Source organism: Pseudomonas fitomaticsae (assembly GCF_021018765.1).
GTDB classification, from domain to species: Bacteria; Pseudomonadota; Gammaproteobacteria; order Pseudomonadales; family Pseudomonadaceae; genus Aquipseudomonas; species Aquipseudomonas fitomaticsae.
Genome location: NZ_CP075567.1, coordinates 2,717,240 through 2,741,732 on the forward strand (window position 1 = coordinate 2,717,240; position 24,493 = coordinate 2,741,732).

General features: G+C 60.7%; 25 protein-coding genes. 12 read left to right on the forward strand and 13 right to left on the reverse strand.

From position 1 onward, the window contains the following. Positions 1–14: 14 nt before the first annotated feature. Positions 15–959: an aldo/keto reductase gene (locus KJY40_RS12390; RefSeq protein ID WP_230737145.1), complete on the forward strand. Its 945-nt coding sequence runs from the start codon at positions 15–17 to the stop codon at positions 957–959. On the opposite strand, the gene KJY40_RS12395 is transcribed toward KJY40_RS12390, so the two are convergent. Then, entirely contained in the window at positions 956–1,870 is a 915-nt protein-coding gene (locus KJY40_RS12395; protein ID WP_230737147.1) for a LysR family transcriptional regulator, read from the reverse strand. The genes KJY40_RS12390 and KJY40_RS12395 overlap by 4 nt on opposite strands. 136 nt (positions 1,871–2,006) lie before the next feature. On the opposite strand from KJY40_RS12395, the gene KJY40_RS12400 reads away from it, so the two are divergent. Further along, positions 2,007–3,062: a tartrate dehydrogenase gene (locus tag KJY40_RS12400; RefSeq protein ID WP_230737148.1), complete on the forward strand. Its 1,056-nt coding sequence runs from the start codon at positions 2,007–2,009 to the stop codon at positions 3,060–3,062. A 92-nt stretch (positions 3,063–3,154) separates the two neighbouring features. Next, the gene (locus KJY40_RS12405) at positions 3,155–4,498 is read left to right on the forward strand and encodes a dicarboxylate/amino acid:cation symporter (protein ID WP_230737150.1); all 1,344 of its coding nucleotides are present in this window, start codon (positions 3,155–3,157) and stop codon (positions 4,496–4,498) included. An 84-nt stretch (positions 4,499–4,582) separates the two neighbouring features. On the opposite strand, the gene paoC is transcribed toward KJY40_RS12405, so the two are convergent. From paoC to paoA, 3 genes are read right to left on the reverse strand one after another with little or no spacing between them, the layout of a single operon-like run. Then, positions 4,583–6,781 carry an aldehyde oxidoreductase molybdenum-binding subunit PaoC gene (gene paoC, locus KJY40_RS12410; protein ID WP_230737152.1) on the reverse strand — a complete coding sequence of 733 codons (2,199 nt, stop codon included), beginning with the start codon at positions 6,779–6,781 and terminating at the stop codon, positions 4,583–4,585. Beyond that, on the reverse strand, positions 6,778–7,734 hold the full coding sequence (locus tag KJY40_RS12415; RefSeq protein ID WP_230737154.1) for an FAD binding domain-containing protein: 957 nt from the start codon (positions 7,732–7,734) through the stop codon (positions 6,778–6,780). Before KJY40_RS12415 ends, paoC begins: the two co-directional genes overlap by 4 nt. After that, on the reverse strand, positions 7,731–8,372 hold the full coding sequence (gene paoA / locus KJY40_RS12420; protein ID WP_230737156.1) for an aldehyde dehydrogenase iron-sulfur subunit PaoA: 642 nt from the start codon (positions 8,370–8,372) through the stop codon (positions 7,731–7,733). Before paoA ends, KJY40_RS12415 begins: the two co-directional genes overlap by 4 nt. Positions 8,373–8,695: 323 nt before the next feature. On the opposite strand from paoA, the gene KJY40_RS12425 reads away from it, so the two are divergent. After that, entirely contained in the window at positions 8,696–8,902 is a 207-nt protein-coding gene (locus tag KJY40_RS12425) for a hypothetical protein (RefSeq protein WP_064382340.1), read from the forward strand. Positions 8,903–8,945: 43 nt separating this feature from the next. Here KJY40_RS12425 and KJY40_RS12430 read toward each other — a convergent pair whose 3' ends face one another. Next, positions 8,946–9,218, reverse strand: coding sequence for a hypothetical protein (locus KJY40_RS12430; RefSeq protein ID WP_230737158.1), 273 nt, complete (start codon positions 9,216–9,218; stop codon positions 8,946–8,948). A 221-nt stretch (positions 9,219–9,439) separates the two neighbouring features. On the opposite strand from KJY40_RS12430, the gene KJY40_RS12435 reads away from it, so the two are divergent. Both KJY40_RS12435 and KJY40_RS12440 read left to right on the forward strand, forming a co-directional pair. Continuing rightward, positions 9,440–10,519, forward strand: coding sequence for a hypothetical protein (locus KJY40_RS12435; protein ID WP_230737160.1), 1,080 nt, complete (start codon positions 9,440–9,442; stop codon positions 10,517–10,519). A 2-nt stretch (positions 10,520–10,521) separates the two neighbouring features. Further along, positions 10,522–10,875: a DUF1428 domain-containing protein gene (locus tag KJY40_RS12440; RefSeq protein WP_230737162.1), complete on the forward strand. Its 354-nt coding sequence runs from the start codon at positions 10,522–10,524 to the stop codon at positions 10,873–10,875. 15 nt (positions 10,876–10,890) lie between these two features. On the opposite strand, the gene KJY40_RS12445 is transcribed toward KJY40_RS12440, so the two are convergent. Beyond that, a complete protein-coding gene (locus KJY40_RS12445; RefSeq protein ID WP_007957125.1) occupies positions 10,891–11,085 on the reverse strand; it encodes a hypothetical protein in 195 nt (64 codons plus the stop codon). A 107-nt stretch (positions 11,086–11,192) separates the two neighbouring features. Here KJY40_RS12445 and thpR point away from each other — a divergent pair, with 107 nt between their 5' ends. Further along, complete coding sequence (gene thpR, locus KJY40_RS12450) at positions 11,193–11,732, forward strand: RNA 2',3'-cyclic phosphodiesterase (RefSeq protein ID WP_230737164.1); 540 nt, start codon at positions 11,193–11,195, stop codon at positions 11,730–11,732. Between the two features lie 122 nt (positions 11,733–11,854). On the opposite strand, the gene KJY40_RS12455 is transcribed toward thpR, so the two are convergent. The 5 genes from KJY40_RS12455 to KJY40_RS12475 form a co-directional block, all read right to left on the reverse strand. Further along, on the reverse strand, positions 11,855–12,952 hold the full coding sequence (locus KJY40_RS12455; RefSeq protein WP_230737166.1) for a polyamine ABC transporter substrate-binding protein: 1,098 nt from the start codon (positions 12,950–12,952) through the stop codon (positions 11,855–11,857). Positions 12,953–13,021: 69 nt separating this feature from the next. After that, positions 13,022–13,906, reverse strand: a complete 885-nt coding sequence (locus tag KJY40_RS12460; protein WP_007957119.1) for an ABC transporter permease subunit — start codon at positions 13,904–13,906, stop codon at positions 13,022–13,024. Further along, complete coding sequence (locus KJY40_RS12465) at positions 13,903–14,817, reverse strand: ABC transporter permease subunit (protein WP_230737168.1); 915 nt, start codon at positions 14,815–14,817, stop codon at positions 13,903–13,905. The genes KJY40_RS12460 and KJY40_RS12465 overlap by 4 nt, the downstream gene beginning before the upstream one ends. Then, a complete protein-coding gene (potA, locus tag KJY40_RS12470) occupies positions 14,814–15,956 on the reverse strand; it encodes a polyamine ABC transporter ATP-binding protein (protein WP_007957110.1) in 1,143 nt (380 codons plus the stop codon). Before potA ends, KJY40_RS12465 begins: the two co-directional genes overlap by 4 nt. Before the next feature lie 219 nt (positions 15,957–16,175). After that, the gene (locus tag KJY40_RS12475) at positions 16,176–16,937 is read right to left on the reverse strand and encodes a gamma-glutamyl-gamma-aminobutyrate hydrolase family protein (RefSeq protein ID WP_230737169.1); all 762 of its coding nucleotides are present in this window, start codon (positions 16,935–16,937) and stop codon (positions 16,176–16,178) included. 281 nt (positions 16,938–17,218) lie between these two features. Here KJY40_RS12475 and KJY40_RS12480 point away from each other — a divergent pair, with 281 nt between their 5' ends. From KJY40_RS12480 to KJY40_RS12495, 4 genes are all read left to right on the forward strand, one after another. Further along, positions 17,219–18,595 carry a glutamine synthetase family protein gene (locus KJY40_RS12480; RefSeq protein ID WP_192564359.1) on the forward strand — a complete coding sequence of 459 codons (1,377 nt, stop codon included), beginning with the start codon at positions 17,219–17,221 and terminating at the stop codon, positions 18,593–18,595. Positions 18,596–18,863: 268 nt separating this feature from the next. After that, entirely contained in the window at positions 18,864–20,354 is a 1,491-nt protein-coding gene (locus tag KJY40_RS12485; protein WP_230737171.1) for an aldehyde dehydrogenase, read from the forward strand. A gap of 52 nt (positions 20,355–20,406) precedes the next feature. After that, the gene (locus tag KJY40_RS12490) at positions 20,407–21,690 is read left to right on the forward strand and encodes an NAD(P)/FAD-dependent oxidoreductase (protein ID WP_085686396.1); all 1,284 of its coding nucleotides are present in this window, start codon (positions 20,407–20,409) and stop codon (positions 21,688–21,690) included. 345 nt (positions 21,691–22,035) lie between these two features. Then, complete coding sequence (locus tag KJY40_RS12495; RefSeq protein ID WP_011333561.1) at positions 22,036–22,584, forward strand: cupin domain-containing protein; 549 nt, start codon at positions 22,036–22,038, stop codon at positions 22,582–22,584. Positions 22,585–22,667: 83 nt separating this feature from the next. Here KJY40_RS12495 and KJY40_RS12500 read toward each other — a convergent pair whose 3' ends face one another. Together KJY40_RS12500 and KJY40_RS12505 are read right to left on the reverse strand one after the other, a co-directional pair. Next, positions 22,668–22,853 (reverse strand): hypothetical protein, encoded by a 186-nt coding sequence (locus KJY40_RS12500; protein WP_230737173.1) that lies wholly within the window; start codon positions 22,851–22,853, stop codon positions 22,668–22,670. Positions 22,854–23,084: 231 nt separating this feature from the next. After that, a complete protein-coding gene (locus tag KJY40_RS12505) occupies positions 23,085–23,360 on the reverse strand; it encodes a fructose-bisphosphate aldolase (protein ID WP_230737174.1) in 276 nt (91 codons plus the stop codon). A 590-nt stretch (positions 23,361–23,950) separates the two neighbouring features. Here KJY40_RS12505 and KJY40_RS12510 point away from each other — a divergent pair. Then, positions 23,951–24,376, forward strand: coding sequence for a hypothetical protein (locus KJY40_RS12510; RefSeq protein WP_085613026.1), 426 nt, complete (start codon positions 23,951–23,953; stop codon positions 24,374–24,376). Positions 24,377–24,493 lie beyond the last annotated feature (117 nt).

Sequence of the window (24,493 nt, forward strand, 5' to 3'; positions counted from 1 at the left end):
GCAAGGGCGCCAGCATGAACCACACTGAGGGATATTCCCGCCGCCGGTTGCTGACGCTGGCAGCCGGGGTGTCAGCGGTTTTCACCTTTGACCGGGCGCTGGCCGCCATTACGTCGCCCAACGCCACAGGAGCCCAGACCATGCAGACCCGCGCCATCCCTTCGAGCTCCGAACCACTGCCGCTGGTGGGGTTGGGCACTTATCGCGGTTTCGACGTCGCCCCCGGCGATCCGGTCTACAAGCAATTACCGGCGGTGCTCGGCGAGCTGTTCAAAAAGGGCGGCACGGTGATCGACAGCTCGCCCATGTACGGCCGCGCCGAAGAAACCACCGGTGAATTGCTGTCGATCCACGAACCACGCTCACCGGCGTTTCTGGCGACCAAGGTCTGGACCCGGGGTCGCGAGGAGGGCATCGCGCAGATGGAGCAGTCGTTCAGCCTGCTGCGCACCGAGCGCATCGACCTGATGCAGATCCACAACCTGCTCGACTGGCAAACCCATCTGCCGACCCTGCGCGACTGGAAAGAGCAGGGCCGCATCCGCTACATCGGCATCACCCACTACACGCCGTCGGCCTATGACGAAGTCGAAGCGGTGCTCAAGGCCGAGCCGCTGGACTTCCTGCAAATCAACTACGCCCTGGATGATCGCGGGGTCGAGAAGCGCATCCTGCCGCTGTGCCGCGAACGCGGGGTGGCAGTGATCTGCAACCGGCCGTTCGGTGGCGGCGACCTGCTCGCACGGCTCAAGGGCAAACCGCTGCCGGGCTGGGCGGCGCAAGTCGGGGCCAGGAGCTGGCCGCAACTGGCGCTGAAATTTCTGCTGGCGCACCCGGCGGTGACCTGCGTGATTCCCGGCACCCGCAATCCGCTGTACATGGCCGACAACGCCGGCGCCGGGTTCGGGCTGATGCTGACCGATGCGCAGCGTCAGCAGTTGATTGCGCTGGTCAGTTAGTCGCCCGGATCATCCAGATTGTCGATGTGCCTGAAGCGGTCCACCAGAAAGTCGATCAGGCTGCGAACCCGTGCCGAGAGATGCAGCTGCTGCGGGTACACCGCGTACACATCGGCGCGGGTCGGGGTCTGGTCTTCCAGTACCAGGCGCAAACGGCCGCTGCGCACGTAGCGGGCTATGTCCCATTCGGCGCGCAGCAGAATGCCATAGCCTTCCAGGGCCCAGTTCAGGGCCACTTCACCATCGTTGCATCCCAGGGCACCACGCACTTTGACGTTCTGCGTACGTCCGCCGTCAGTGAAGCTCCAGACGCCATAGGGCGTTTCGTTCTGCCGCAGGAATATGCAGTTGTGTTGCGGCAAGTCCGACAGTTTTTGTGGCACACCGTGTTTCTCCAGATACAGCGGCGAGGCACAGAGCAAACGGCGGTTTGAGGCAATCTTCCGGGCATGAAATGCCGCGTCAGGCAGGGTGCCGAAACGAATCCCCAGATCAAATCCGTGGGTCGTCAGATCCAGTGGGTGGTCGCTGATTTCCAACTGGATTTCCACCTCCGGGTATTGGGCAAAAAACGCTGCCAGGGCCGGACCGATGTAACGACGACCAAAGCCCAGCGAGGCATTGACCCGGATCAGACCCTTGGGGGTTGCGCGGCTGGCGCCGATCAACTGCTCGACCTCGTCGATCTGCGTGAGGATCCTCGCCGCGTGGGAAAAATACAGTTCGCCTTCTGCCGTAAGACTCATTGAGCGTGTAGTGCGATTGACCAACCGCACGCCGAGACGAGCCTCCAGCGCACTCAGGCGTTTACTGACTGCCGGAGGCGTCACACCAAGCTCGCGAGCCGTAGCGGCCAGGCTGCCCTTGTTGGCGAGAAGATGAAAAAACGACAGATCGAGGGTTTGACTCATTGGTAACTCAAAGTTATGGATGTAGTGATTTTGTGTAACTCACTGCTTTCTGGTCACTACATATACTCCGATCACACCCCGCCTGACAGTCCTGTCCGGCAGGCAAAACAAAAACGTGAAGAGAGTGGAGTTGACCATGAGTGCATACAAGATTGCTGCGGTTCCGGGTGATGGCATCGGTGTGGAAGTGATCGCCGCCGGCGTCGAAGTGCTGCAAGCCCTGTCGAAAAAATCCGGTTTCGAACTGGACTTCAAACATTTCGACTGGAACTCCGACAACTACCTGAAAAACGGTCATTACATTCCCGAAGGCGGCCTGCAAGAGCTGAAAACCTTCGACGCGATTTTTTTCGGCGCGGTCGGCGCACTCAATGTGCCGGATCACATTTCACTGTGGGGCCTGCGTCTGCCGATCTGTCAGGGTTTCGACCAATACGCCAACGTGCGCCCGGCGCGGGTGCTGCCGGGGGTGAAAAGTCCGCTGCACAACGGCGAGCAGATCGACTGGGTGGTGGTCCGGGAAAACTCCGAGGGTGAATACTCCGGCAACGGCGGCCGCGTGCATCGAGGCTTGCCGGAAGAAGTGGCGACAGAGGTTTCGGTGTTCACCCGTGCCGGGGTCGAGCGCATTCATCGCTTCGCCTTCGAACTGGCGCAAAGCCGTCCATGCAAACATTTGACCATGGTCACCAAGTCCAACGCCCAGCGGCACGGCATGGTGCTGTGGGACGAAATTTTCTACGAAGTCGCCAAAGATTTCCCGGACGTGAAGATCGACAAGGAACTGGTCGACGCCGTGACCACGCGCATGGTGCTCAAGCCGGCGACACTGGACGTAATCGTCGCGACCAACCTGCACGCCGACATTCTGTCGGACCTGGCCGCTGCACTGTCCGGCAGCCTCGGCATTGCACCCACTGCCAACCTCAATCCACGGCGCGATTTCCCGTCGATGTTCGAACCGATCCACGGCTCGGCATTTGATATCACCGGCAAAGGCGTGGCCAATCCGATTGCTACCTTCTGGACTGCCGCGATGATGCTTGAACATCTGGGCGAAAAAGCGGCCGCCAAACACCTGATGTCGGCCATCGAAGCGGTCACCGAAAGCGGCCTGCACACCCCGGACCTGGGCGGCACCGCCACCACGCGCCAGGTCACCGACGCGGTGATCGCACTGATCAACCGCTGATCCCGGCAATTTCAAATCAGTACTGCGGCACACCGCCGAGGGGCGTGTCCCCTCGGCATTTCCTGACAACAATAAAAAATCAGGGCCCTGTCATGAAAAGAATATTCGGCAAACTCTACGTGCAAGTCCTCCTCGCCGTGATTCTCGGCGCACTTATCGGCGTGTTGGTGCCCGAAACCGGTACTGCGCTCAAACCTTTGGGCGACGCCTTCATCAAACTGATCAAGATGCTGCTCGCGCCGGTGATCTTTCTCACGGTGGTGACCGGCATCGCCCGCATGGAAAACATGAAGGAGCTGGGTCGGGTCGGCTTTCGTGCATTGATTTATTTCGAGGTGGTGTCGACGCTGGCGCTGGTCATCGGCTTGATCGTGGTGGACGTTTTCAAACCCGGCGCGGGCATGAATGTCGATGTCGCCAGCCTCGACACCAGCAGTCTGACGACTTACACGACAGCAGCAAAACATGCGTCGTTCATGGATTTTGTGATGGGCATCATCCCCGACACGATCGTCGATGCATTCGCCAAGGGCAATGTCCTGCAGATCCTGCTGTTTTCAATCCTGCTGGGTATCGCCTTGGCCCATGTCGGGCCGCGTGGCAAGGTGTTCGTCGATGCGCTGGAAAGCCTGATGCAGGGCATGTTCCGCATCGTCAACATGGTCATGCGCCTGGCGCCGATCGGTGCGTTCGGTGCAATTGCGTTCACTATCGGCAAGTACGGTTTCGGTTCGCTGTTTTCGTTGGGAAAACTGATGGCGTGCGTTTACCTGACCTGTGCGGTATTCGTGATTTTCGTGCTTGGTCCGATCTGTCGCTACAGCGGATTCAGCCTGTGGAAATTCCTCAAATTCATCAAGGAAGAGTTGTTTACGGTGCTCGGCACCAGCTCCTCGGAGTCAGTTCTGCCGCAGATGATCTCGAAGATGGAAAAGGCCGGCGTATCGAAACCGGTGGCCGGGATGATCATCCCCTCGGGCCTGACCTTCAACCCGGACGGCCAGGCCATCTACTACACCATCGCGGCGATCTTCATCGCTCAGGCGACGAACACACCGCTGACGCTGACCGACCAATTGATTGTGCTGGCGGTGTTGATGTTCACCTCCAAAGGCTCGGCAGGTGTGACAGGCTCGGGTTTCATCATTCTCGCGGCGACACTGGCATCACTCGGGACGATTCCGGTGGCGGGCATGGTGTTGTTGCTGGGTGTCGATCGCTTCATGTCGGAAGCCCGGGCGATCACCAACACCATTGGCAACGGCGTGGGCACCATGGCCATCGCCAAATGGGTAGGGGCGCTCGATAGCGAAAAAATGCACAGGGCGCTCAATGGCGAGGCCGAGGAACGGAGTGCGCAGGTGCCGGAAGCCGAGATCACTCTCCACGCCAGCGAATCTCTGCGCCCAGGCCTTGAGCGCGTGGCCGCCAGGTAGACGAATCGGATACAGCAACCGCAGGTGCCATGCCGCCTCAGGCACAAAAACGCCCGGCTCACGCCGGGCGTTTTTCATTCGGTTTCAGATCATCTCAGGCAACGCATCCAGAACCTTGTCGAGGGTAATCGGGTACTCCCGCACCCGAGCGCCCGTGGCGTTGTAGATCGCATTCGCCACCGCCGCGCTGACTCCGCAAATCCCCAGTTCACCAACCCCCTTGGCTTTCATCGGCGAGGAAATAGGGTCGGTTTCATCGAGGAAGACCACCTCCTGATGCGGAATGTCGGCGTGCACCGGCACCTCATAGCCCCCTAGGTCATGGTTGACGAAAAAGCCCTGGCGCTTATCCACCGCGAGTTCTTCCATCAATGCCGCGCCGACGCCCATGGTCATGGCGCCGATCACCTGGCTGCGGGCCGATTTCGGATTGAGAATCCGCCCGGCGGCGCAGACCGCGAGCATGCGCCGCACGCGGACTTCTCCGGTGGCGGCATCGACGGCGACTTCGACGAAGTGCGCGCCGAAGGTCGATTGCTGGTACTGCTTGGCGAGGTCGGCGAATTCGATGCTGTCCTCGACTTCGATTGCGGCGTGTTGCGCGGCCTCACGTAACGGCACGTTTTTGCTGCCCAGGCGCACGTGACCATCGGCAAACTGCGCTTCACCTGAATTCATGCCCAGTTTGGCCGTGACCGCTTCGCGCAGTTTCATGCACGCCGCGTAGACCCCGGCGGTCGAGCAATTGGCGCCGAACTGGCCGCCGGAGCCGGACGACACCGGAAAATTCGAATCGCCCAAATGCACAGCCACATCGTCGAGACGCACGCCCATCACTTCGGCGGCGGTCTGGGCAATGATCGTGTAGCTGCCGGTGCCGATGTCCGTCATGTCGGTTTCGACGGTGATCTTGCCGTCGCGCTCCAGCCGTACGCGTGCGCCGGACTTCACCAGCAGGTTGTTGCGAATCGCCGCCGCGACGCCCATGCCGATCAGCCAGCGACCTTCGCGACGGCTGCCGGGCGTTGCATTGCGTTTATCCCAGCCGAAGCGTTCGGCGCCGGTTTGCAGGCATTCGATCAGTCGCCGCTGGGAGAACGGCCGCTCGGTTTTCACCGGGTCGACCTGGGTGTCGTTGAGGATGCGGAACTGGATCGGATCGAGTTTGAGCTGTTCTGCCATCTCGTCCATGGCGATCTCCAGTGCCATCAACCCCGGCGTTTCACCGGGGGCACGCATGGCATTGCCTTCCGGCAGATCCAGCGGCGCCAGGCGCATGGTCACCAGGCGATTTTCTGCGGCGTAGAGCAACTGGCTCGGCTGCGCCGCGACTTCGACCTTGCCGTCGGCGAGGTTGCCTGACCAGCCTTCATGGGCGATGGCAGTGAGTTTGCCGTCCGCCGTGGCGCCCATGCGGATGCGCTGGATGGTGGCGGGGCGGTGGGTGGTGTTGTTGGCGATCTGCGGGCGGGCGAGAGCGACCTTCACTGGCCGGTTCGCCAGACGTGCGCCAAGGGCGGCGAGGATCGCGTCGGCGCGAATGAATAGCTTGCCGCCGAATCCGCCGCCAATGTACGGCGAGATCAACCGCACGTTTTCCTTGGGCAGGCCGAGGGTGGTGGCGATGTCGCCGACGCTCCAGGCGATCATCTGGTTGGAAGTCCAGAGCGTCACGTGATCGCCTTTCCAGGCGGCAAGTGTCGCGTGGGGTTCCATCATCGCGTGGGACTGATCCGGCGTGGTGTAGGTCTGGTCGAACTGCACGGGCGCGGCGGCAAAAGCGCTGGCGAAATCGCCGTGCGTGACGTCCGGCAATTCGTCTTTCGGCTCCACGCCCTGATCGCGCACGCTGGCCAGATCAAATTGACCTTTGTCGGCCGCGTATTCGACGTTGACCAATTGCGCGGCGGCCCGCGCCTGTTCGAAGGTTTCGGCGACCACCAGCGCCACGGCCTGGTGATAGTGCTGCACTTGCGGCCCGGCCAGCAGTGGCGCGGCGTTGTATTTGCCTTTGCGGAGCTTGCCGGCGTTGGCGGCGGTGACGATGGTCAGCACCCCCGGCGCGGCCCGGGCGGCCTCCAGATCAATGTGGGTGATGCGACCCTTGGCAATGGCCGAGCCGACCATCACGCCATAGGCCTGATTTTTGACCGCTTCATGCTGCTCGTAGGCGTAAGGCGCCTGGCCGCTGGTCTTCAACGGGCCTTCGATACGGTCGGTGGGTTTGCCGATGACGTTCAACTGATCAATCGGATTGGTCGTGGCGGGCGTGTCGAATTTCATGCTTCGTCCCTCGCTTGGGCCAGCACCGAGGCAATCGTGCGCTCGACCAGCGTCACTTTGAATTGGTTGTCCGGGGTGGGCGTGGCGCCGTCGAGCAGGCGCGCGCTGACGGCTTTCGCGCCTTGCGGCAACAGCGCTTCCGCCGCTTCGACCCGCCAGGGTTTCGGCGCGATGCCGCCGACCGCGATGCGACCGCTGCCATCCTTCTGCAGGATCAGACCGACGGACACCAGGGCGAAGGCGTACGACGAGCGGTCGCGCACCTTGTGATAGACATGGGTGCCGCCCACCGGGGCGGGCAGGGTGACAGCGGTGATCAGTTCGCCCGGTGTCAGGATGGTTTCAACATTTGGCGTGGTGCCGGGCAATTGATGGAAATCCGCGATGGCGATGCGCCGGGTGCTGCCATCGGCCTTGATCGTTTCGATCCGGGCATCCAGCGCACGCATCGCAATCGCCATGTCACTCGGATGGGTCGCGATGCAGGCGTCGCTGACGCCGATGATCCCGAGTTGTCGACTGACACCGCCAATCGCCGCGCAGCCACTGCCGGGTTTGCGTTTATTACAGGCCTGATTGGTGTCGTAGAAATACGGGCAGCGCGTGCGCTGGAGCAGATTGCCGGCGGTGGTCGCCATGTTGCGTAACTGGCCCGATGCGCCGGCAAGCAGGGCGCGAGCGAGTAGCGCATAGTCTTTCCGGACGCGGCTGTCGGCGGCCAGATCGGTGTTGCGCACCAGTGCGCCGATGCGCAAGCCGCCGTCGTCGGTGGCTTCGATCTGGTCGAGCCCCAGGTGATTGACGTCAATCAGCTGCTGCGGCGTTTCGATGTCGAGCTTCATCAAGTCCAGCAGGTTGGTGCCGCCGGCGATAAAGCGGGCGCCCTCGATTTGTGCGGCTTGGGCAGCGGCTGCGGCAGGGGAGTCGGCGCGGCTGTAATTGAACGCTCTCATGCTGGCACCTCCGCGACTTCGCTGATGGCTTCGATGATGTTCGAGTAGGCGCCGCAGCGGCAGATGTTGCCGCTCATGCGTTCCTGCAATTCGCTGGCGATCAGTTGCGGCGGTGCGGTGAGGCTGGCGCTGGCGTGACTGGGGATGCCGTCGCGGATTTCCTGAAGCACCGCCACCGCTGAACAGATCTGCCCCGGCGTGCAGTAGCCGCACTGGTAACCGTCATGCTTGATGAACGCTGCCTGCATTGGATGCAGGTGGTCCGGCATGCCGAGGCCTTCGATGGTGGTGACTTTGGCGCCGTCCTGCATCACTGCCAGGGTCAGGCAGGAATTGATTCGCCGGCCATCGACGATCACCGTGCAGGCGCCGCACTGGCCGTGGTCGCAGCCCTTTTTGCTGCCGGTCAGGTGCAGGTGTTCGCGCAGGGCGTCGAGCAGGCTGGTGCGGGTGTCGATCTCCAGCGTCTGCGGCTTACTGTTGACTTCAAGGGTCACTTTGGCCATGGCCGGTTGCTCCAGAGCGGCCGCGTAGGCCTTGAGGCTGATGAAGGGCGGCATCGCGAACGCAGTCGCGGTCACGGCCCCGAGAATCAGGAAACGGCGTCGGGAAATCGCCAACGGCGGATGGTCGTTCATGGCTGGGCTTCCTCTGATCAGGTCGGCAGGTTGCAAATGACCCGCCAGGGCACGCCGGCGTGGTAGCCAGTCTTGGTCTGTTCTAGGAGTGACCGCAGGGGGGAGGAAAAGGTTTTGTCGGATTTTGCCCCAGTCAAAGCCATCAAACAGCCACTGGATCGACAGGAGGGGCACGGCAAGCAGGGCGATGAACGGTCGTTGATGGCCACTGAATCAAAGCCTTTTTCCCCGGTCGTATCTGCGGCAGCGCGCACCGCGCCTTATCGACGTGGGCAGCGCTGACTGTTTCCGTCGTCAAGACCTTGGTTTTAGGGAAAATCTGAATGATGCGTGCAACAAGCCTGCTGCTGACTGTTTCCGCCGCCGTATTGCTGGGCGGCTGTGTGGCGGATTTCGATGATGACCATCGCCATGGCCGGCACTACGACCGCGATCATGGCCGTTACTACGATCATGACCGGCGCTGGGATGATCGCGATGACGACCGCCGCGACGGGCGTCGTTATCACCGCGACCGGGATGATGACTGATTGAAACGAAGAGGGCGTTCCCCGACGGGAACGCCCTCTGGCATTAAAAATGAGCGCTCGCCCGGACGCTGGATCGCGCAGGCACAGAGGCCTCGATGTCCAGCAAATGGGTGGCGAGAATGTCGCTCAGAAAACGGAACTGATCGTTGAGGCCGACCACTTCATTGCTGAAATGATTGCTGGCGGCGGGCATCAACAGATCTTCGAAGACTTCGTCGAACACCAGCGCCCGGGTCTTGCGCGACACGGCGTGCTGATCATAGTAGTTGCTGCCGAAGACCGGGAAACTCACGGCGAGGGTGACGTTGCTGATCATGATGTGAACTCCTCGTGCTGTGTGTTTCGGATGGGTAAATCGTGCCTTCGGCGAGCGGTCGGCGGAAGGCAATCGTCGCAATGGTGAATATCGACGCCATTGATGGTTGGACTGACGCAGCCCTGACCAGCGGATAAACGGCGCACCGCACGCACCTATACTCATTTCATCTCCTCCGGATTCTTCATCGCCCGACCGAAGAACAGATAAGGACCGCCACCGTGAACCTGCGTGCGCTGCTCCTCGCCGCACTGGTGTTGCTGGCCGGCTGCGCCACCACGGCGCGGGCCCCGGTGAGCGCGCCGGCAGTGGTGGTCTCGCCGGCCACCTGGCAGCAGATCGACCGGGAAATCGTCAGCGCCTCGAAGCAGGCCACCGAGCAGGTCAAGCTGTTCGCCCGTGGCTCGATGGAACATTGGCGCATTCGGGTCTATGAGCAAACTGAAGAAAATTTCATCCCGTGGTTCAGCAGTTACTGGACCCAGGAATGGCTGTCGATGAAGGTCAGCTGGTACACGATCAGTGCCAGCGGCGAGCAAGATGCGTCGGCCAAGCGCCTGGCGGCCTATCTGCTGGAGCAATATCAGGAACGGGTGCTGGCGCCGGTGGCGGTGGAGATCGATCCGGACGCGATCCTCGGCCAGTCCACCGCGTTCTACGCGCAGCTGATGGCGCAGCAGATGCCGGTCATCGCCCAGCGCCACGGCGTGCCCATCGCCCAGCTCAATGGGCGGTTGCAGAAAATCCCCGCCATCGCCCTTGGCCCGCCGCTGGCCCGCGATGCTTCGCTGTACCAGATCGTCAGCACTGAACCTTTGAACACGCTGCCGGCCTACGCTGCGCTGATCGACAAGATCCACACCGATGGCGGCTCGAAAGGCGTGGCCTCGACCGACACGGCCATGGCGCCGGTGGCCAAGCGCGCCAGCCAGCGCATGGAGGCGGAAATGGCCCCGCGCGGCGCTGCCAGCGCGGTGGCGGCAGCGGCAGGCAAACTGGCCGGGGCGCTGATTTCGGTCGGTGTGGCGGGTATCCGCGCGATCATTCAGGCCAACGACCGCCCCGACAGCGAAGCCCTGATTCGCAGCAGTCTCGGCAACACGTTCGACAAGGCCTGGCTGAAACTGGTGCAGAACCCGACCACCGGCGTGATGGCCGGCACGCTGCACATGGCGGCGCAGGTCGAGGGCAATCTGGGCGGGCGGGACGAGCCGTCGGTCGGGTTGGGCGTCAACCGTGTCGAATGGCGGCCGCCCGAGTCGACTACTCAGCAGATCGAACCCACCCTGCAAGGAGAATGATCATGGCTTACATCGATGTGTTCGTGGCGCCCGTGCCGAATGCCAATCGCGAACAGTACAAGAAACACTGCGAAATCGCCGCGAAGCTGTTCAAGGAATACGGCGCTCTGGAGGTGATTCAGGGCTGGGGCGATGACGTGCCGGACGGCAAGGTCACCTCATTCCCGATGGCGGTGAAACTCAAGGAAGGCGAAACCGTATCGGCCGGCTGGCTGATCTGGCCGGACAAGGCCACTCGCGACGCCGGCATGGCGAAAATGATGGAAGACCCGCGCATGCAGCCGGACGTCAATCCGATGCCGTTCGATGGGCAGCGGATGATCTTCGGTGGCTTCAAGGACATTCTCGAACCTTGATGCCGCGTTGCCGGGTCACTCCGCCGACGGGGTGATCCGGCAACCTTTGCGGTTGCGGATCTGTTCGTCCGTCGGCCGCTCGCGGACGAATTCGAAACGCGGCTCACCCTCGCTGTAATGCACCAGCCAGCCCCATTCCAGTTCACTCTCATCCTGCCCGGGATTCGGCGGTCGGGCCCACCAGGGTTCTTTGCTGAGGATCTCGCGCATGACGTCCTCCGGTTGATGGCAATCGTAGAACTATAAACCCCATGCCGAGAGTCGCCAGAAACGGGCGTGTAGAATCCAGGGATCTCGACGAACGAAGGAGCGGGGCCATGACGGACGAAACGCGCGGGGATCAACCGCTCAAGCGGCTGTTCTTCGCTCTGGACTGCCCGCCGGCACAGCGCAAGGCGATTGCCCAGTGGCGCAGCGAGCTGGGTTTGCGTACCGGCAAACCGGTGCCGGCCGACAATTTTCATCTGACGCTGCTGTTTCTCGGCGCGGTGCCGTTGGCGCAGATTGGCGAAGTCTGCGAGGCGGCGGCGAAGGTGCGAACACCGGGGGAGGCGCTGAGGATTTCGCTGGATCGGTTGCAGGTCTGGCGCCGTGCCGGGGTGCTGTCGCTGGCGCCGCAGCAGGCGCCGCAGGCATTGTTGCGACTGGTGTATGCGCTGGAGCAGGCGATGTTGCCGTTTCGTTTTGAAGAGGCGACGCGCGAGTATCGTCCGCACCTGACGCTGGCCCGGGACTATCGGGCGCCGGAGCCGGAATCCGCCACGCCGCCGGAGTTCTTCCTGCGTGCCGAGCGCTTTGCATTGTTCGAATCCCACAAGGGCCGTTATCGCTCGCTGGCCGACTGGCCACTGATCTGAACCCACAAAAAAAGGCGCCCGAGGGCGCCTGAATTCACCTGAACCGAGGAAAGCCAGGTGAGGCCGTTCAGAGCAGGGGGCAGCGGTGGTAAGGCGCTGCGTGAACGGAAATCGATGTGTGTTTACTTGCCGAGTTTCACGCGGGTCCAGCCCCGGGTCATGATCCGTTGCGTGGCAATCGGCTGATCCGGCACCGCATACAGCGTGGCCATCACTTCCTGCGACGGGTACGAGCCCGGATCGTTGCGGATCGCTTCGTCCACCAGCGGTGTCGCCGCTGCGTTGGCGTTGCTGTAGCCGTTGCTGTTGGTGATCTCGGCGATGATGTCCGGACGCATCAGGAAGTCCATGAACAGGTAAGCGTTCTCGACGTTCGCCGCATCGCGCGGGATGGCGACCATGTCGTAGAAGCTGCCGGCACCTTCCTTGGGAATGCTGTAGTCGATCACTACGTTGTTGCCCGATTCCACCGCGCGGGCCTTGGCCTGCAGCACGTCACCGGAGTAACCGACCGCCACGCAGATGTTGCCATTGGCCAGGTCCGAGATGTATTTCGAAGAGTGGAAGTACGCCACGTTCGGGCGAATCTTCATGAACAGCGCCTCGGCTTCCTTGATGTGCGCGGTGTCCTTGTCGTTCACCGGATAGCCCAGGTAGTGCAGCGCGGCCGGGATCATTTCGGTCGGCGAATCGAGGAAGCTGATGCCACAGGCTTTCAGCTTCTCGGCGTTCTCCGGTTTGAACAGCAGGTCCCAGGAGTTGGTCGGCGCATTCTTGCCGAGCACTTCGCGGACCTTGTCCGGGTTGAAGCCGATGCCGATCGAGCCCCACATGTACGGGAACGCGTGGGCGTTTTCCGGATCACTGGCGGAGGCGTTTTTCAGCAGCACCGGGTTGAGGTTTTTCCAGTTTGGCAGCTTCGATTTGTCCAGGGTCTGATAGACCCCGGCCTTGATCTGCTTGGCCAGGAAACTGTTGGACGGCACCACGATGTCGTAGCCGGATTTACCCGCGAGCAGACGCGCCTCGAGGGTTTCATTGCTGTCGAACACATCGTAGGTCACGCGGATGCCGGTCTCGTCCTCGAACTTCTTGACGGTGTCCGGGGCGATGTAATCCGACCAGTTGTAAACGCGCAGTACCTTGTCGTTGGCCTGGGCGCCCGTGGCGATTGCGCCCAATAAGGACAGTGTCAGCAGAGTCCTGCCAAACATTTTCATCGGTGAAACTCCATTCTTTTTATTCAAAAGCTTTTAAGCAAAAGCGCAAAGCCGTAAAACGCGACGGCCCTAGGCCGTCGCTGCCACTCGTTGAGGTTGCGGTTGCTGCCACGATTCGTTGGCGGTCTGATCCATCGCTTCCTGAATCGCACGCTTGCGGTTGGCTTCTGCCTTGCGGCCGAAGTACCAGACCAGGAAGGTCACCAGCGATACTGCCAGCAGAATCAGGCTGGCCACGGCGTTGATCTCGGGCTTCACACCCAGACGCACGGCCGAGAACACTTCCATCGGCAGGGTGGTGGAACCCGGGCCCGAGACGAAGCTCGCCAGCACCAGATCGTCCAGCGACAGGGCGAACGACATCATGCCGCCTGCCGCCAGCGACGGCGCGATCATCGGGATGGTGATCAGGAAAAACACCTTGAACGGTTTTGCGCCCAGATCCATAGCCGCTTCTTCGATCGACAGGTCCAGCTCGCGCAAGCGGGCGGAGACTACCACCGCCACATAAGCGGCACAAAACGTGGTGTGGGCGATCCAGATCGTGACGATCCCACGCTCCTGCGGCCAGCCGATCAGTTGCGCCATCGCCACAAACAGCAGCAACAGCGACAGACCGGTGATCACCTCAGGCATCACCAGCGGCGCGGTCACCAGACCACCGAACAGCGTACGACCCTTGAAGCGCGTCACGCGGGTCAGCACGAACGCGGCGAGGGTGCCCAGCGCCACGGCGGCGATCGCGGTGTAGCAGGCGATTTCCAGCGAGCGCACCACCGAGCCCATCAGTTGGGTGTTGTCGAGCAGGCCGACGTACCACTTCACCGACCAGCCGCCCCAGACTGTCACCAGTTTCGAGGCGTTGAACGAGTAGATCACCAGAATCAGCATCGGCAGATAAATGAACGTCAGGCCGAAGATCAACATGAATTTTGCAAAACCGAAGCGTTTCATCCCCGTGCCTCCATCTCTTTGGCCTGGCTGCGGTTGAACAGCAGAATCGGCACAATCAGGATCAACAGCATCACCACCGCCAGAGCAGATGCCACCGGCCAGTCGCGGTTATTGAAGAACTCTTGCCACAGCACGCGACCGATCATCAGGGTCTCCGGGCCGCCCAGCAGTTCCGGAATCACGAACTCGCCCACCACCGGAATGAACACCAGCATGCAGCCGGCGATGATGCCGTTCTTGGCCAGCGGTACGGTGATTTTCCAGAAGTTGTTGAAGTTGCTCGAACCCAGATCCTGCGCGGCTTCCAGCAGGCTGCCGTCGTGCTTCACCAGGTTGGCGTAAAGCGGCAGCACCATGAATGGCAAGTAGGCATACACGACTCCAATGTAGACGGCCGTGTTGGTGTTGAGGATCTCGATCGGGTGATCGGTGAGCCCGGTCCACATCAAAAATGCGTTGAGCAAACCGTTGTTGCTGAGGATGCCCATCCACGCGTAAACGCGGATCAGGATCGCGGTCCAGGTCGGCATCATGATCAACAGCAGCAAAACGTTTTGCGCTTCCTTGCTGGCCTTGGTGATCGCGTAAGCCATCGGGAAACCGATCACCAGGCACATCATCGTACTCAGTGCCGCGACCTTCAGCGAACCGAGGTAGGCCGACAGGTACAGCTCGTCTTCGCCGAGCATGGTGTAGTTGCCGATGTTCAGGAACAGCTGGAATTTCTGTTCGGCGTAGGTGTAGATCTCCGAGTACGGCGGGATCGACAGCGCGGCTTCCGAGAAGCTGATCTTCATCACCAGGAAGAACGGCAGCATGAAGAACAGGAACAGCCAGATGAACGGGATGCCGATGACGAATTTTCGCCCGCTGGGCACCAGGCGCAGGAATTGCTGATTGAAGGTTCTCATGAGCGCAGTACCACGCCGCTGTCGTCTTCCCACCAGACGTAGACCTTGTCGTCCCAGGTCGGACGCGCGCCACGGCGTTCGGCGTTGGCCATGAACGACTGGACGATCTTGCCGCTCGGCAATTCGACGTAGAACACCGAGTGGCCGCCGAGGTAGGCGATGTCATGCACCTTGCCTTCGGACCAGTTGTAGCGGGTCTCCGGCTTGATCGTGCTGACGAGCATTTTTTCCGGGCGGATCGCGTAGGTGATCGACTTGTCCTGCACCGAAGTGCTGACGCCATGACCGACGTAGATCTTTTGCTGCAAGTCCGGGCTGTGAATGATCGCATGACCTTCAAGGTCCTCGACCACGGTGCCGTCGAAGGCGTTCACGTTGCCGATGAATTCGCAGACCATGCGGCTGACCGGCGCTTCATAGATGTCGACCGGGCTGCCGATCTGGGCGATCCAGCCCAGGTGCATGATCGCGATGCGCTCGGCCATGGTCATGGCCTCTTCCTGGTCGTGGGTCACCATCACGCAGGTCACGCCGACGCGTTCGATGATCTCCACCAGTTCCAGCTGCATCTGCGAGCGCAGCTTTTTATCCAGCGCGCCCATCGGTTCGTCGAGCAGCAACAGCTTCGGACGCTTGGCCAGCGAGCGGGCGAGGGCCACGCGCTGACGCTGGCCGCCGGACAGTTGATGCGGGCGGCGCTTGGCGTATTGGGTCATGTGGACGAGGCGCAGCATTTCTTCGACGCGGGCGTCGATTTCGCTGGCCGGCAAACGGTCCTGCTTGAGGCCGAAGGCGATGTTCTGCGCAACCGTCATGTGCGGGAACAGGGCGTAGGACTGGAACATCATGTTGATCGGCCGCTCGTACGGCGGCATGTCGGTGATGTCGACACCGTCGAGCAGAATGCGTCCTTCAGTCGGCCGTTCGAAACCGGCGAGCATGCGCAGCAGGGTCGATTTGCCCGAGCCGGAGCCGCCGAGCAGGGCGAAGATTTCGCCCTGATGGATCTCCAGGGACACGTCGTCCACAGCGGTGGTTTCGTCGAACTTCTTGGTGACTCGATCGACCTTCACCAGAACCTTTTTCGGTTGCTGATGACCTTCAAGAGCCTTCCTGTAAGTGCTGGAGGCGTTTGCCATGTGAAACTCCCAACAGGTTTCAGTCGCCGGGCCAACGCGGCCTGGCTTAAGAGTGGATTGCAGACCCGCACCGTGCGGGTTGTTCGGCGCCGCCGTCCTGGCTGCCGGGTGGTGCTTTTTGTTTTCGCGGTGTGTTGCTGATCGCGGATGACGGATGCGCAAACGCACAGCCGCCGACCCCGCGGGGGCAGTAAATGGTTTTGCAATCGTTGGGTGGCGTCAGCGCTGGTTGCGTCGCGCCGCACGCTGGCGGCAGGCCTCGCCGAACGCCTGGAAAATCCGCAGGTAGTTCGGGTTGTCCAGCACTTGCCATTCGGGGTGCCATTGCACGCCGAGGGCAAAGGTCGGGCTGTGCTCCACCGAGACCGCTTCGATCAGGCCATCCGGCGCCACAGCTTCGGCGCGCAGGCCGGGAGCGAGGCGGTCGATGCCCTGACTGTGAATCGAGTTGACCTGGAATTCACCCGGCAGCTCCAGCGCTTCGAACACTCCACCGGGCAGTACCGACACGGCATGGGCCGGGGCGTATTGCACGGCGACATCCGGGCTGTCGGCTTCGCGGTGATCGAGCATGCCCGGCAGCTCATGCACCTTCTGGTGCAGGCTGCCGCCGAACGCCACGTTCATTTCCTGGAAACCCCGGCAGATGCCGAGTACCGGAACGTCCGCCGCGATGGCTGCACGCAATAGAGGAAGGGTAGTGGCATCCCGCGCCGGATCGTGATCCGTGCCGGGAGCGCTGTCCGGGCCCTGATAGTGGAAGGGTTCCACGTTGGACGGCGAGCCGGTCAGCAACAGACCGTCGAGCTGACCCAGCAGGTCTTCGATTTCAGTCAGTTTGCCAAGGGAAGGAATGACGACGGGCAACCCCAGCGCCGCAACGCTGACAGCGCGAACGTACTTGTCGCCGCTGATGTGATAGGGGTGCAGGCCAATCTGTTTGACGCACGCAGTAACGCCGATCAATGGCTTGAATGCCATTTTTATTCACCTCGAAGTTTGACACTTGAACGAGCTTTTCCGGAGCTTAGCCTCGTTGATTTTAATTAACAACTCCCATGTAAAAAATTCTAAACGCCGTTCATCAAATCTTCATCAAGACCGGGGCTCTGGCGCCTGCATTGGCACGAGAGTGTTAAAAAAAGCCCGAAAAAAAACGCTGAGCGGCCCTGTGTTCGCTATTGACTTCACTTTGCCGTTCGGGTTGACTGGCTCGGCGAAACAGCAGTGAACATAATAATTAACAGCTAAATAGGTGCATCATGTCGGTCCCTCTGCGTGCCGTTCAACTCAACGAAGCAAACGCATTCCTTAAGAAACATCCTGAGGTTTTGTACGTCGACCTTCTGATTGCAGACATGAACGGTGTGGTGCGCGGCAAGCGCATCGAGCGCACCAGTCTTCATAAGGTTTACGAGAAAGGCATCAATCTGCCGGCCTCGCTTTTCGCCCTCGACATCAATGGCTCCACGGTGGAAAGCACCGGTCTGGGCCTGGACATCGGCGACTCCGACCGTATCTGCTACCCGATCCCAGGCACCCTGAGCATCGAGCCCTGGCAGAAGCGCCCGACCGCACAACTGCTGATGACCATGCACGAACTGGAAGGCGAGCCGTTCTTCGCCGACCCGCGTGAAGTGCTGGCCAACGTGGTGCGCAAGTTCGACGAACTGGGCCTGACCATCTGCGCCGCGTTCGAACTCGAGTTCTACCTGATCGACCAGGACAACGTGAACGGCCGTCCGCAATCGCCGCGTTCGCCGGTTTCGGGCAAACGTCCGGTGTCGACCCAGGTTTACCTGATCGACGACCTCGACGAATACGTCGACTGCCTGCAAGACATCCTCGAAGGCGCGAAAGAGCAGGGCATTCCTGCCGACGCCATCGTCAAGGAAAGCGCCCCGGCGCAATTCGAAGTCAACCTGCACCACGTGTCCGACCCGATCAAGGCGTGCGACTACGCCGTCCTGCTCAAGCGTCTGGTGAAGAACATCGCCTACGACCACGAGATGGACACCACCTTCATGGCCAAGCCGTATCCGGGCCAGGCGGGCAACGGTCTGCACGTGCACATTTCGATTCTGGATAAAGAAGGCAACAACATCTTCGCCAGCGAGGATCCCGAGCAGAACGCCGCGCTACGCCACGCGATCGGCGGTGTGCTGGAGACCCTGCCTGCGCAAATGGCTTTCCTGTGCCCGAACGTCAACTCGTACCGCCGCTTCGGCGCACAGTTCTACGTGCCGAACTCGCCGAGCTGGGGCATCGACAACCGTACCGTGGCCGTCCGCGTGCCGACCGGTTCGCCTGACGCCGTGCGCATTGAACACCGTGTCGCCGGTGCCGACGCCAACCCGTACCTGCTGATGGCTTCCGTGCTGGCCGGTATCCACCACGGCCTGACCAACGAAATCGAGCCGGGCGCCCCGGTCGAAGGCAACAGCTACGAGCAGAACGAACAGAGCCTGCCGAACAACCTGCGCGACGCCCTGCGTGAGCTGGACGACAGCGAAGTCATGGCCCGCTACATCGACCCGATGTACATCGACGTATTCGTCGCGTGCAAGGAAAGCGAGCTGGCCGAGTTCGAAAACTCGATCTCTGACCTTGAGTACAACTGGTATCTGCATACCGTGTGAGGCCTTCAAAAGCCCCTCACCCTAACCCTCCCGATACGTCGGACCGCCCAAAGGGAGAGGGGACTGATTCGGGGATGCTCGGGAAATACGCCGACCTGAACGATTTTTACCGAATCCATATTCGACTCGGTCGTTCACGTCGGTGCATCTTCCGAGACACTTCGGTCGGTCCCCTCTACCTCTGGGAGAGGGCTAGGGTGAGGGCAGCCATCTCAAGCCGAACACACACACCAGACACCCCCAAATTCCCCCGCGTCGAGCCACCACCATGACAACGACCCGCAACGACTGGGAACAACGCTTCCAGTCCCTGACCCTCGAATCCCGCGCCTTCATCAACGGCGAATACCGCCCGGCCATCAGCGGCGACACCTTCGAATGCCTGAGCCCCGTCGACGGCCGTTTCCTGGCCTCCGTCGCCAGCACCGATGAAGCCGACGCCAACCTCGCCGTCGAAGTCGCGCGCCAATCCTTCAATTCCGGCGTGTGGGCCAACAAGGCCCCGGCCGAGCGCAAGCGCATCCTGATCCGCTTCGCCGACCTGATCCTGCAACACCAGGAAGAACTGGCGCTGCTCGAAACCCTCGACATGGGCAAACCGATCAGCGACTCGATGAGCATCGACATCCCGGCGACCGCCAACGCGATCCGCTGGAGCGCTGAAGCGATCGACAAGATCTACGACGAAGTCGCCGCCACCCCGCACGACCAGCTCGGTCTGGTAACCCGCGAGCCGTCCGGCGTTGTTGCTGCGATCGTGCCGTGGAACTTCCCTCTGATCATGGCCAGCTGGAAATTCGCCCCGGCGCTGGCGGCAGGCAACTCGTTCATCCTCAAACCTTCGGAAAAATCCCCGCTGACCGCGATCCGCATCGCCCAACTGGCGCTGGATGCGGGCATTCCGAAAGGCGTGTTCAACGTCCTGCCAGGCTTCGGCCACACCGTCGGCAAGGCGCTGGCGCTGCACATGGACGTCGACGTGCTGGCCTTCACCGGCTCCACCGCGATTGCCAAGCAACTGATGATTTATGCAGGCCAAAGCAACATGAAACGCGTCTGGCTCGAAGCAGGGGGCAAGAGCCCGAACGTGGTGTTTGCCGACGCACCGGACTTGCGCGCGGCAGCACAAGCGGCGGCCGGCGCCATTGCGTTCAACCAGGGCGAAGTCTGCACCGCCGGCTCGCGCCTGCTGGTGGAGCGTTCGATCCGCGAGCAATTCATCCCGCTGCTGGTGGAAGCGCTGCAAGCGTGGAAGCCGGGGCACGCCCTGGATCCGGCGACCACCGTCGGCGCCGTGGTCGATCAGCGTCAACTGGACAACGTGCTGCGCTACATCAGCATCGGCCGCGAGCAGGGCGCCGAGCTGATCGCCGGCGGTCAGCGCACCCTCGAAGAAACCGGCGGCACCTACATCGAGCCGACGATTTTCGACGGCGTGACCAACGCGATGACCATCGCCAAGGAAGAAATCTTCGGCCCGGTGCTGTCGCTGATCACCTTTGACACCGTTGAGGAAGCGCTGCACATCGCCAACGACAGCATCTTCGGCCTCGCCGCCGGCGTCTGGACCAGCAACCTGAGCAAGGCCCACACCTTCGCCCGTGGCCTGCGCGCCGGCAGCGTGTGGGTCAACCAGTACGACGGCGGCGACATGACCGCGCCGTTCGGTGGCTTCAAGCAGTCGGGCAACGGTCGCGACAAATCGCTGCACGCGTTCGACAAGTACACCGAGCTGAAAGCGACCTGGATCAAGCTCTGACTCTTTTACAGCGGTGGTCGCCTGCAACCGGCGACCCTCGGAGAATAAAAAAATGAAACAACAACACGTGAACAGCTACTACGCCGCCACCCGCAACGAAGTGATCGATTTTCCAGTCCTCGAAGAGTCGGTGGAGTGCGATGTCTGCATCATCGGCGCCGGCTACACCGGCCTGTCCTCGGCACTGTTCCTGAGCGAAGCCGGCTACAAGGTGACGGTGCTCGAAGCGGCAAAAGTCGGCTACGGCGCCAGCGGTCGCAACGGCGGTCAACTGGTCAACTCCTACAGCCGCGACGTCGACGTGATCGAAGAGCGCTACGGCGACAAGACCGCCGAAATCCTCGGCAGCATGATCTTCGAAGGCGCCGACATCATCCGTTCGCGCATCAAGGAATACGACATCAAGTGCGACTACCGCCCGGGCGGCATTTTCGCAGCGATGAACAACAAACAGCTCAAGGGCCTCGCCGAACAAAAACGTAGCTGGGAACGTTACGGCAATAAAAACCTGAAGATGCTCGACGCTGCGGACATCCGCCGCGAAGTCGGTTCCGATGCCTACGTCGGCGGCCTGCTGGACATGCAGGGCGGCCACATTCACCCGCTGAACCTGGCCCTCGGTGAAGCCGCGGCCATCGTGCGTCTGGGCGGCAAGATCTACGAGCAGTCCGCTGCGGTGGAAATCAAGTACGGCGAGCCCAACGTCGTGCGCACTGCCAAAGGCCAGGTCCGCGCCAAGTACCTGTTGATCGCCGGCAACGCCTACTTGCCGCAAGGCCTCGACAACCGCGTGACGGCCAAGAGCATGCCGTGCGGTTCGCAGATCTGCGTCACCGAACCGTTGACCGAGAAACAGGCCCGCAGCCTGATCACCAACAACTACTGCGTCGAGGACTGCAACTACCTGCTCGACTACTACCGCCTCACCGCCGACAACCGTCTGCTCTACGGCGGCGGCGTGGTCTACGGCGCCCGTGAACCGGACGACATCGAAACCCTGATCCGCCCGAAGATCCTCAAGACCTTCCCGCAGCTCAAGGACGTGAAAATCGACTACCGTTGGACCGGCAACTTCCTGCTGACCATGTCACGCATGCCGCAATTCGGCCGCATCGAGAAAAACGCCTACTACATGCAGGGCTACAGCGGCCACGGCGTCACGTGCTCGCACCTGGCCGGCAAACTGATCTCGGAAATGATCCGCGGCGACGCCGAACGCTTCGACGCTTTCGCCTCCCTGCCACACATGCCGATGATCGGCGGCCGCACCTTCTCCGCGCCACTGACTGCCCTTGGCGCCGTGTACTACTCGCTGCGCGACCGTTTCGGCATTTGATTAACCTCGCCGGCGGAGGCCCTGCACAGGCGCCGCCGGTTTTTTCTGACACCCAAGCTCAAACTGTGGGAGCGGGCTTGCTCGCGAAGAGGCCATATCAGCCAATACTCATGTCGGCTGACACACCGCTTTCGCGAGCAAGCCCGCTCCCACAGTTACCGTATTACCAAGGCAAGAAGGACTTTTCACCCACCGTCCATCGAACCTGCTGAGCAACACCGACAAACGTGATTTAATAGCCGCCTTTCACGGTTCCGGGACACGGGAGCAACGTGATCCGCGCGACCTGCGCGGCACCCGCCACCCACCCCCATTACCCTTAAGTCGTTCTCACATAAGGCTGTCATGGATACGGGTTCTCGACTCAAACTAGTACGCGAAAGCTACAAACTCTCCCAGCGCGAGCTGGCCCGGCGTAGCGGCGTGACCAATGCCACCATCTCCCTGATCGAACAGAATCGCGTCAGTCCTTCCGTCAGCTCATTGAAAAAGCTGCTCGAAGGCATCCCGATGTCCCTGGCCGACTTCTTCACCTTCGACCAGCCCCCCCGCGAACACCAATACGTCTTCCGCGCCAACGAACAACCCGACCTCGGCCGCCACGGCCTGCGCCTGCTGCTGATCGGCGCCTCGGTCCCCAGCCGCCAGATGCGCTTGCTGCGCGAGCAATACGCGCCGGGCGCGAGTTCCGGGGAAGAGCCGATTGTTCACGCGGAAGGCGAGGAGTGCGGGTTGGTGACGCGCGGTACGGTCGAGTTGACGGTGGACGGGCAGGTGAGCGTGTTGAGTGCGGGGGATGGGTATTACTTTCCGACGACGCTGCCGCACAAGTTCCGGAATATCGGGGCGGATGAGGCGGAGATTATTAGTGCGAATACGCCGGCGAATTTTTGAGTTCTGATTTTATCAGTCGGTAGTGCATGTAATAAGTACTCAAGAGAAACCGCAAAAGTGCGGTTTCTCTTTTTCGTCTATCGTTATTTTTGAGTACATTTTCCGTCGATTTTGTCGTTTTCTGCGCATTGCTCTGCATAAATCACTTTTTGCTCTTTCACAGACAATTCGGTGCTTGCAAGGCTGGCCAATGCTGTGCCTGCGTAGCCGATACCACTCATTGCGAAGAAAAGTGAGGGAAGGATGATGGATTTTTTATTGATTTTCATAATTTTTCCTCAATTAAAATTATCCTGCATCTTTGCGAAGTAAACTTTTTATTCGCGAAGATAGAGTCAATGAAGTTGGCAGGCATGGCACCTGTCGGATCTGACAGGTTTTTAGAGTTTTTTATAATTGCAGAATAATTTTTAAGATGTTAATTGACGTTGTGACATGCGCTTGTATTTCAGGAGAGCTGTTTCAATAGAGAACTTACTTGAAGCGTTGTGAGTTAAATGTCAATCCCGCCGTCGCTCAATAATCCCAAAAACATCCTTCACGTCTTGCACCATGATTCTTGCGAGGGTGGTGACGGTGTTGATGTCGTGCTCGGCATGGTCTTGAAGTCGAATGCAGGCCATGAGGTCAAGGTATTTGAGGACTGCGTTGAGGCGTTCGCTGACGCAGGCGTGAAGATCGCTCAGTGTGGCATCGGCGTCGATGAACAGGACAGGGTGGTCGGTGGCGGGGTGGGACATTGGGACGTAGTTGCACAGCGTTGACTTACTTGTCATGGGTAAAAATCCTTAGCTCAGAAAATTGATTACTGCCGTTCGCTGCGAAACGAGTTGGGTGGCAGTTATGCGTGGGTTCGCAGACCGAGGAGCTAAAACTCGGCAGACCCGAAGGTCTCCCACGCACAACCGCCATGAAAATGAAGCACAGGCAAGTTGCCGGGCCGCATTGTGCCGGGTGTGTACCTAGCTCGCCAGGGCTGCGAAACCCTATCGCCAAATTCGTTCAGCGACAGACCCACTCTAGGCACCGCTCCCAACTGCCGCAATCAGCCTGTAGGACGTGAAATCACCACTCGTGGCCAGAGAGTTCAGTCCCGTTCGGCGGTACGACTGGCGTAAATCAAGGGCTACAGCGTGTCAGGGAAAAATGACTCGCCAGGTTTCGACCCGCTTCGCAGCCCCACAAGAACAAGCCCCCTCACCACGCGGAGCAATTTCCTACGGCGTTTTCAGATCAAAAAATCCCTCACACATTCCACCCCCGGAACTTTCCCCAAAACCGATGTCAATTTGATGGCGTGTCGCGACGCTCATTCATCGGCTCAAGCAGTGCCAGGCTGGTTCCTGGTCAACCAAGGAGGTGTGTGATGAGACTATTACTCGCAATGTTGTTGATGTTCAGCGGCTACAGCTTTGCCAGTTGCGGCAACATTGATGACCACGATCAGCGTGCCTATTGCAATGCAAGGGAGAGCGGCAGCAGTTGCGGCAACATCGATAATCACGATTTGCGGGCGGCGTGTAACGCGGAGCAGGGCGGCAGTTCCTGCGGCAACATTGACGACCATGACCAGCGCGCCTATTGCAATGCCAAAAAGAGCGGCAGCAGTTGCGGCAACATCGATGATCATGACCTGCGTGCGCGGTGCAACGCGGAGCAGGGTGGCAGTTCCTGCGGCAACATCGATGACCACGACCAGCGTGCCTACTGCAATGCCACCACGGGCGGCAGCAGTTGCGGGAATATCGACAACCATGATTTGCGCGCGCGGTGTGAGGCCATGAAACGTTGATCCATCGGCCAACGCCAAACGCAAAAAGGGACACCCAGCGGTGTCCCTTTTTTGTGGCCGACTGAAACGGAATTCCCGGACCACCCAGTCAATCTTTTCACTTGTCACAACCCGTCT

Coding starts and splice junctions, on each gene's coding strand:
- KJY40_RS12415 (WP_230737154.1), bottom strand. CDS start 7,734: ATGAGAGCGTTCAATTACAGCCGCGCCGACTCCCCTGCCGCAGCCGCT.
- KJY40_RS12465 (WP_230737168.1), bottom strand. CDS start 14,817: ATGAGAACCTTCAATCAGCAATTCCTGCGCCTGGTGCCCAGCGGGCGA.
- KJY40_RS12425 (WP_064382340.1), top strand. CDS start 8,696: ATGATGCGTGCAACAAGCCTGCTGCTGACTGTTTCCGCCGCCGTATTG.
- KJY40_RS12510 (WP_085613026.1), top strand. CDS start 23,951: ATGAGACTATTACTCGCAATGTTGTTGATGTTCAGCGGCTACAGCTTT.
- KJY40_RS12495 (WP_011333561.1), top strand. CDS start 22,036: ATGGATACGGGTTCTCGACTCAAACTAGTACGCGAAAGCTACAAACTC.
- KJY40_RS12400 (WP_230737148.1), top strand. CDS start 2,007: ATGAGTGCATACAAGATTGCTGCGGTTCCGGGTGATGGCATCGGTGTG.
- KJY40_RS12475 (WP_230737169.1), bottom strand. CDS start 16,937: ATGGCATTCAAGCCATTGATCGGCGTTACTGCGTGCGTCAAACAGATT.
- KJY40_RS12500 (WP_230737173.1), bottom strand. CDS start 22,853: ATGAAAATCAATAAAAAATCCATCATCCTTCCCTCACTTTTCTTCGCA.
- KJY40_RS12505 (WP_230737174.1), bottom strand. CDS start 23,360: ATGACAAGTAAGTCAACGCTGTGCAACTACGTCCCAATGTCCCACCCC.
- KJY40_RS12430 (WP_230737158.1), bottom strand. CDS start 9,218: ATGATCAGCAACGTCACCCTCGCCGTGAGTTTCCCGGTCTTCGGCAGC.
- paoC (WP_230737152.1), bottom strand. CDS start 6,781: ATGAAATTCGACACGCCCGCCACGACCAATCCGATTGATCAGTTGAAC.
- paoA (WP_230737156.1), bottom strand. CDS start 8,372: ATGAACGACCATCCGCCGTTGGCGATTTCCCGACGCCGTTTCCTGATT.
- thpR (WP_230737164.1), top strand. CDS start 11,193: ATGACGGACGAAACGCGCGGGGATCAACCGCTCAAGCGGCTGTTCTTC.
- KJY40_RS12460 (WP_007957119.1), bottom strand. CDS start 13,906: ATGAAACGCTTCGGTTTTGCAAAATTCATGTTGATCTTCGGCCTGACG.
- KJY40_RS12405 (WP_230737150.1), top strand. CDS start 3,155: ATGAAAAGAATATTCGGCAAACTCTACGTGCAAGTCCTCCTCGCCGTG.
- KJY40_RS12485 (WP_230737171.1), top strand. CDS start 18,864: ATGACAACGACCCGCAACGACTGGGAACAACGCTTCCAGTCCCTGACC.
- KJY40_RS12445 (WP_007957125.1), bottom strand. CDS start 11,085: ATGCGCGAGATCCTCAGCAAAGAACCCTGGTGGGCCCGACCGCCGAAT.
- KJY40_RS12480 (WP_192564359.1), top strand. CDS start 17,219: ATGTCGGTCCCTCTGCGTGCCGTTCAACTCAACGAAGCAAACGCATTC.
- KJY40_RS12490 (WP_085686396.1), top strand. CDS start 20,407: ATGAAACAACAACACGTGAACAGCTACTACGCCGCCACCCGCAACGAA.
- potA (WP_007957110.1), bottom strand. CDS start 15,956: ATGGCAAACGCCTCCAGCACTTACAGGAAGGCTCTTGAAGGTCATCAG.
- KJY40_RS12455 (WP_230737166.1), bottom strand. CDS start 12,952: ATGAAAATGTTTGGCAGGACTCTGCTGACACTGTCCTTATTGGGCGCA.
- KJY40_RS12440 (WP_230737162.1), top strand. CDS start 10,522: ATGGCTTACATCGATGTGTTCGTGGCGCCCGTGCCGAATGCCAATCGC.
- KJY40_RS12390 (WP_230737145.1), top strand. CDS start 15: ATGAACCACACTGAGGGATATTCCCGCCGCCGGTTGCTGACGCTGGCA.
- KJY40_RS12395 (WP_230737147.1), bottom strand. CDS start 1,870: ATGAGTCAAACCCTCGATCTGTCGTTTTTTCATCTTCTCGCCAACAAG.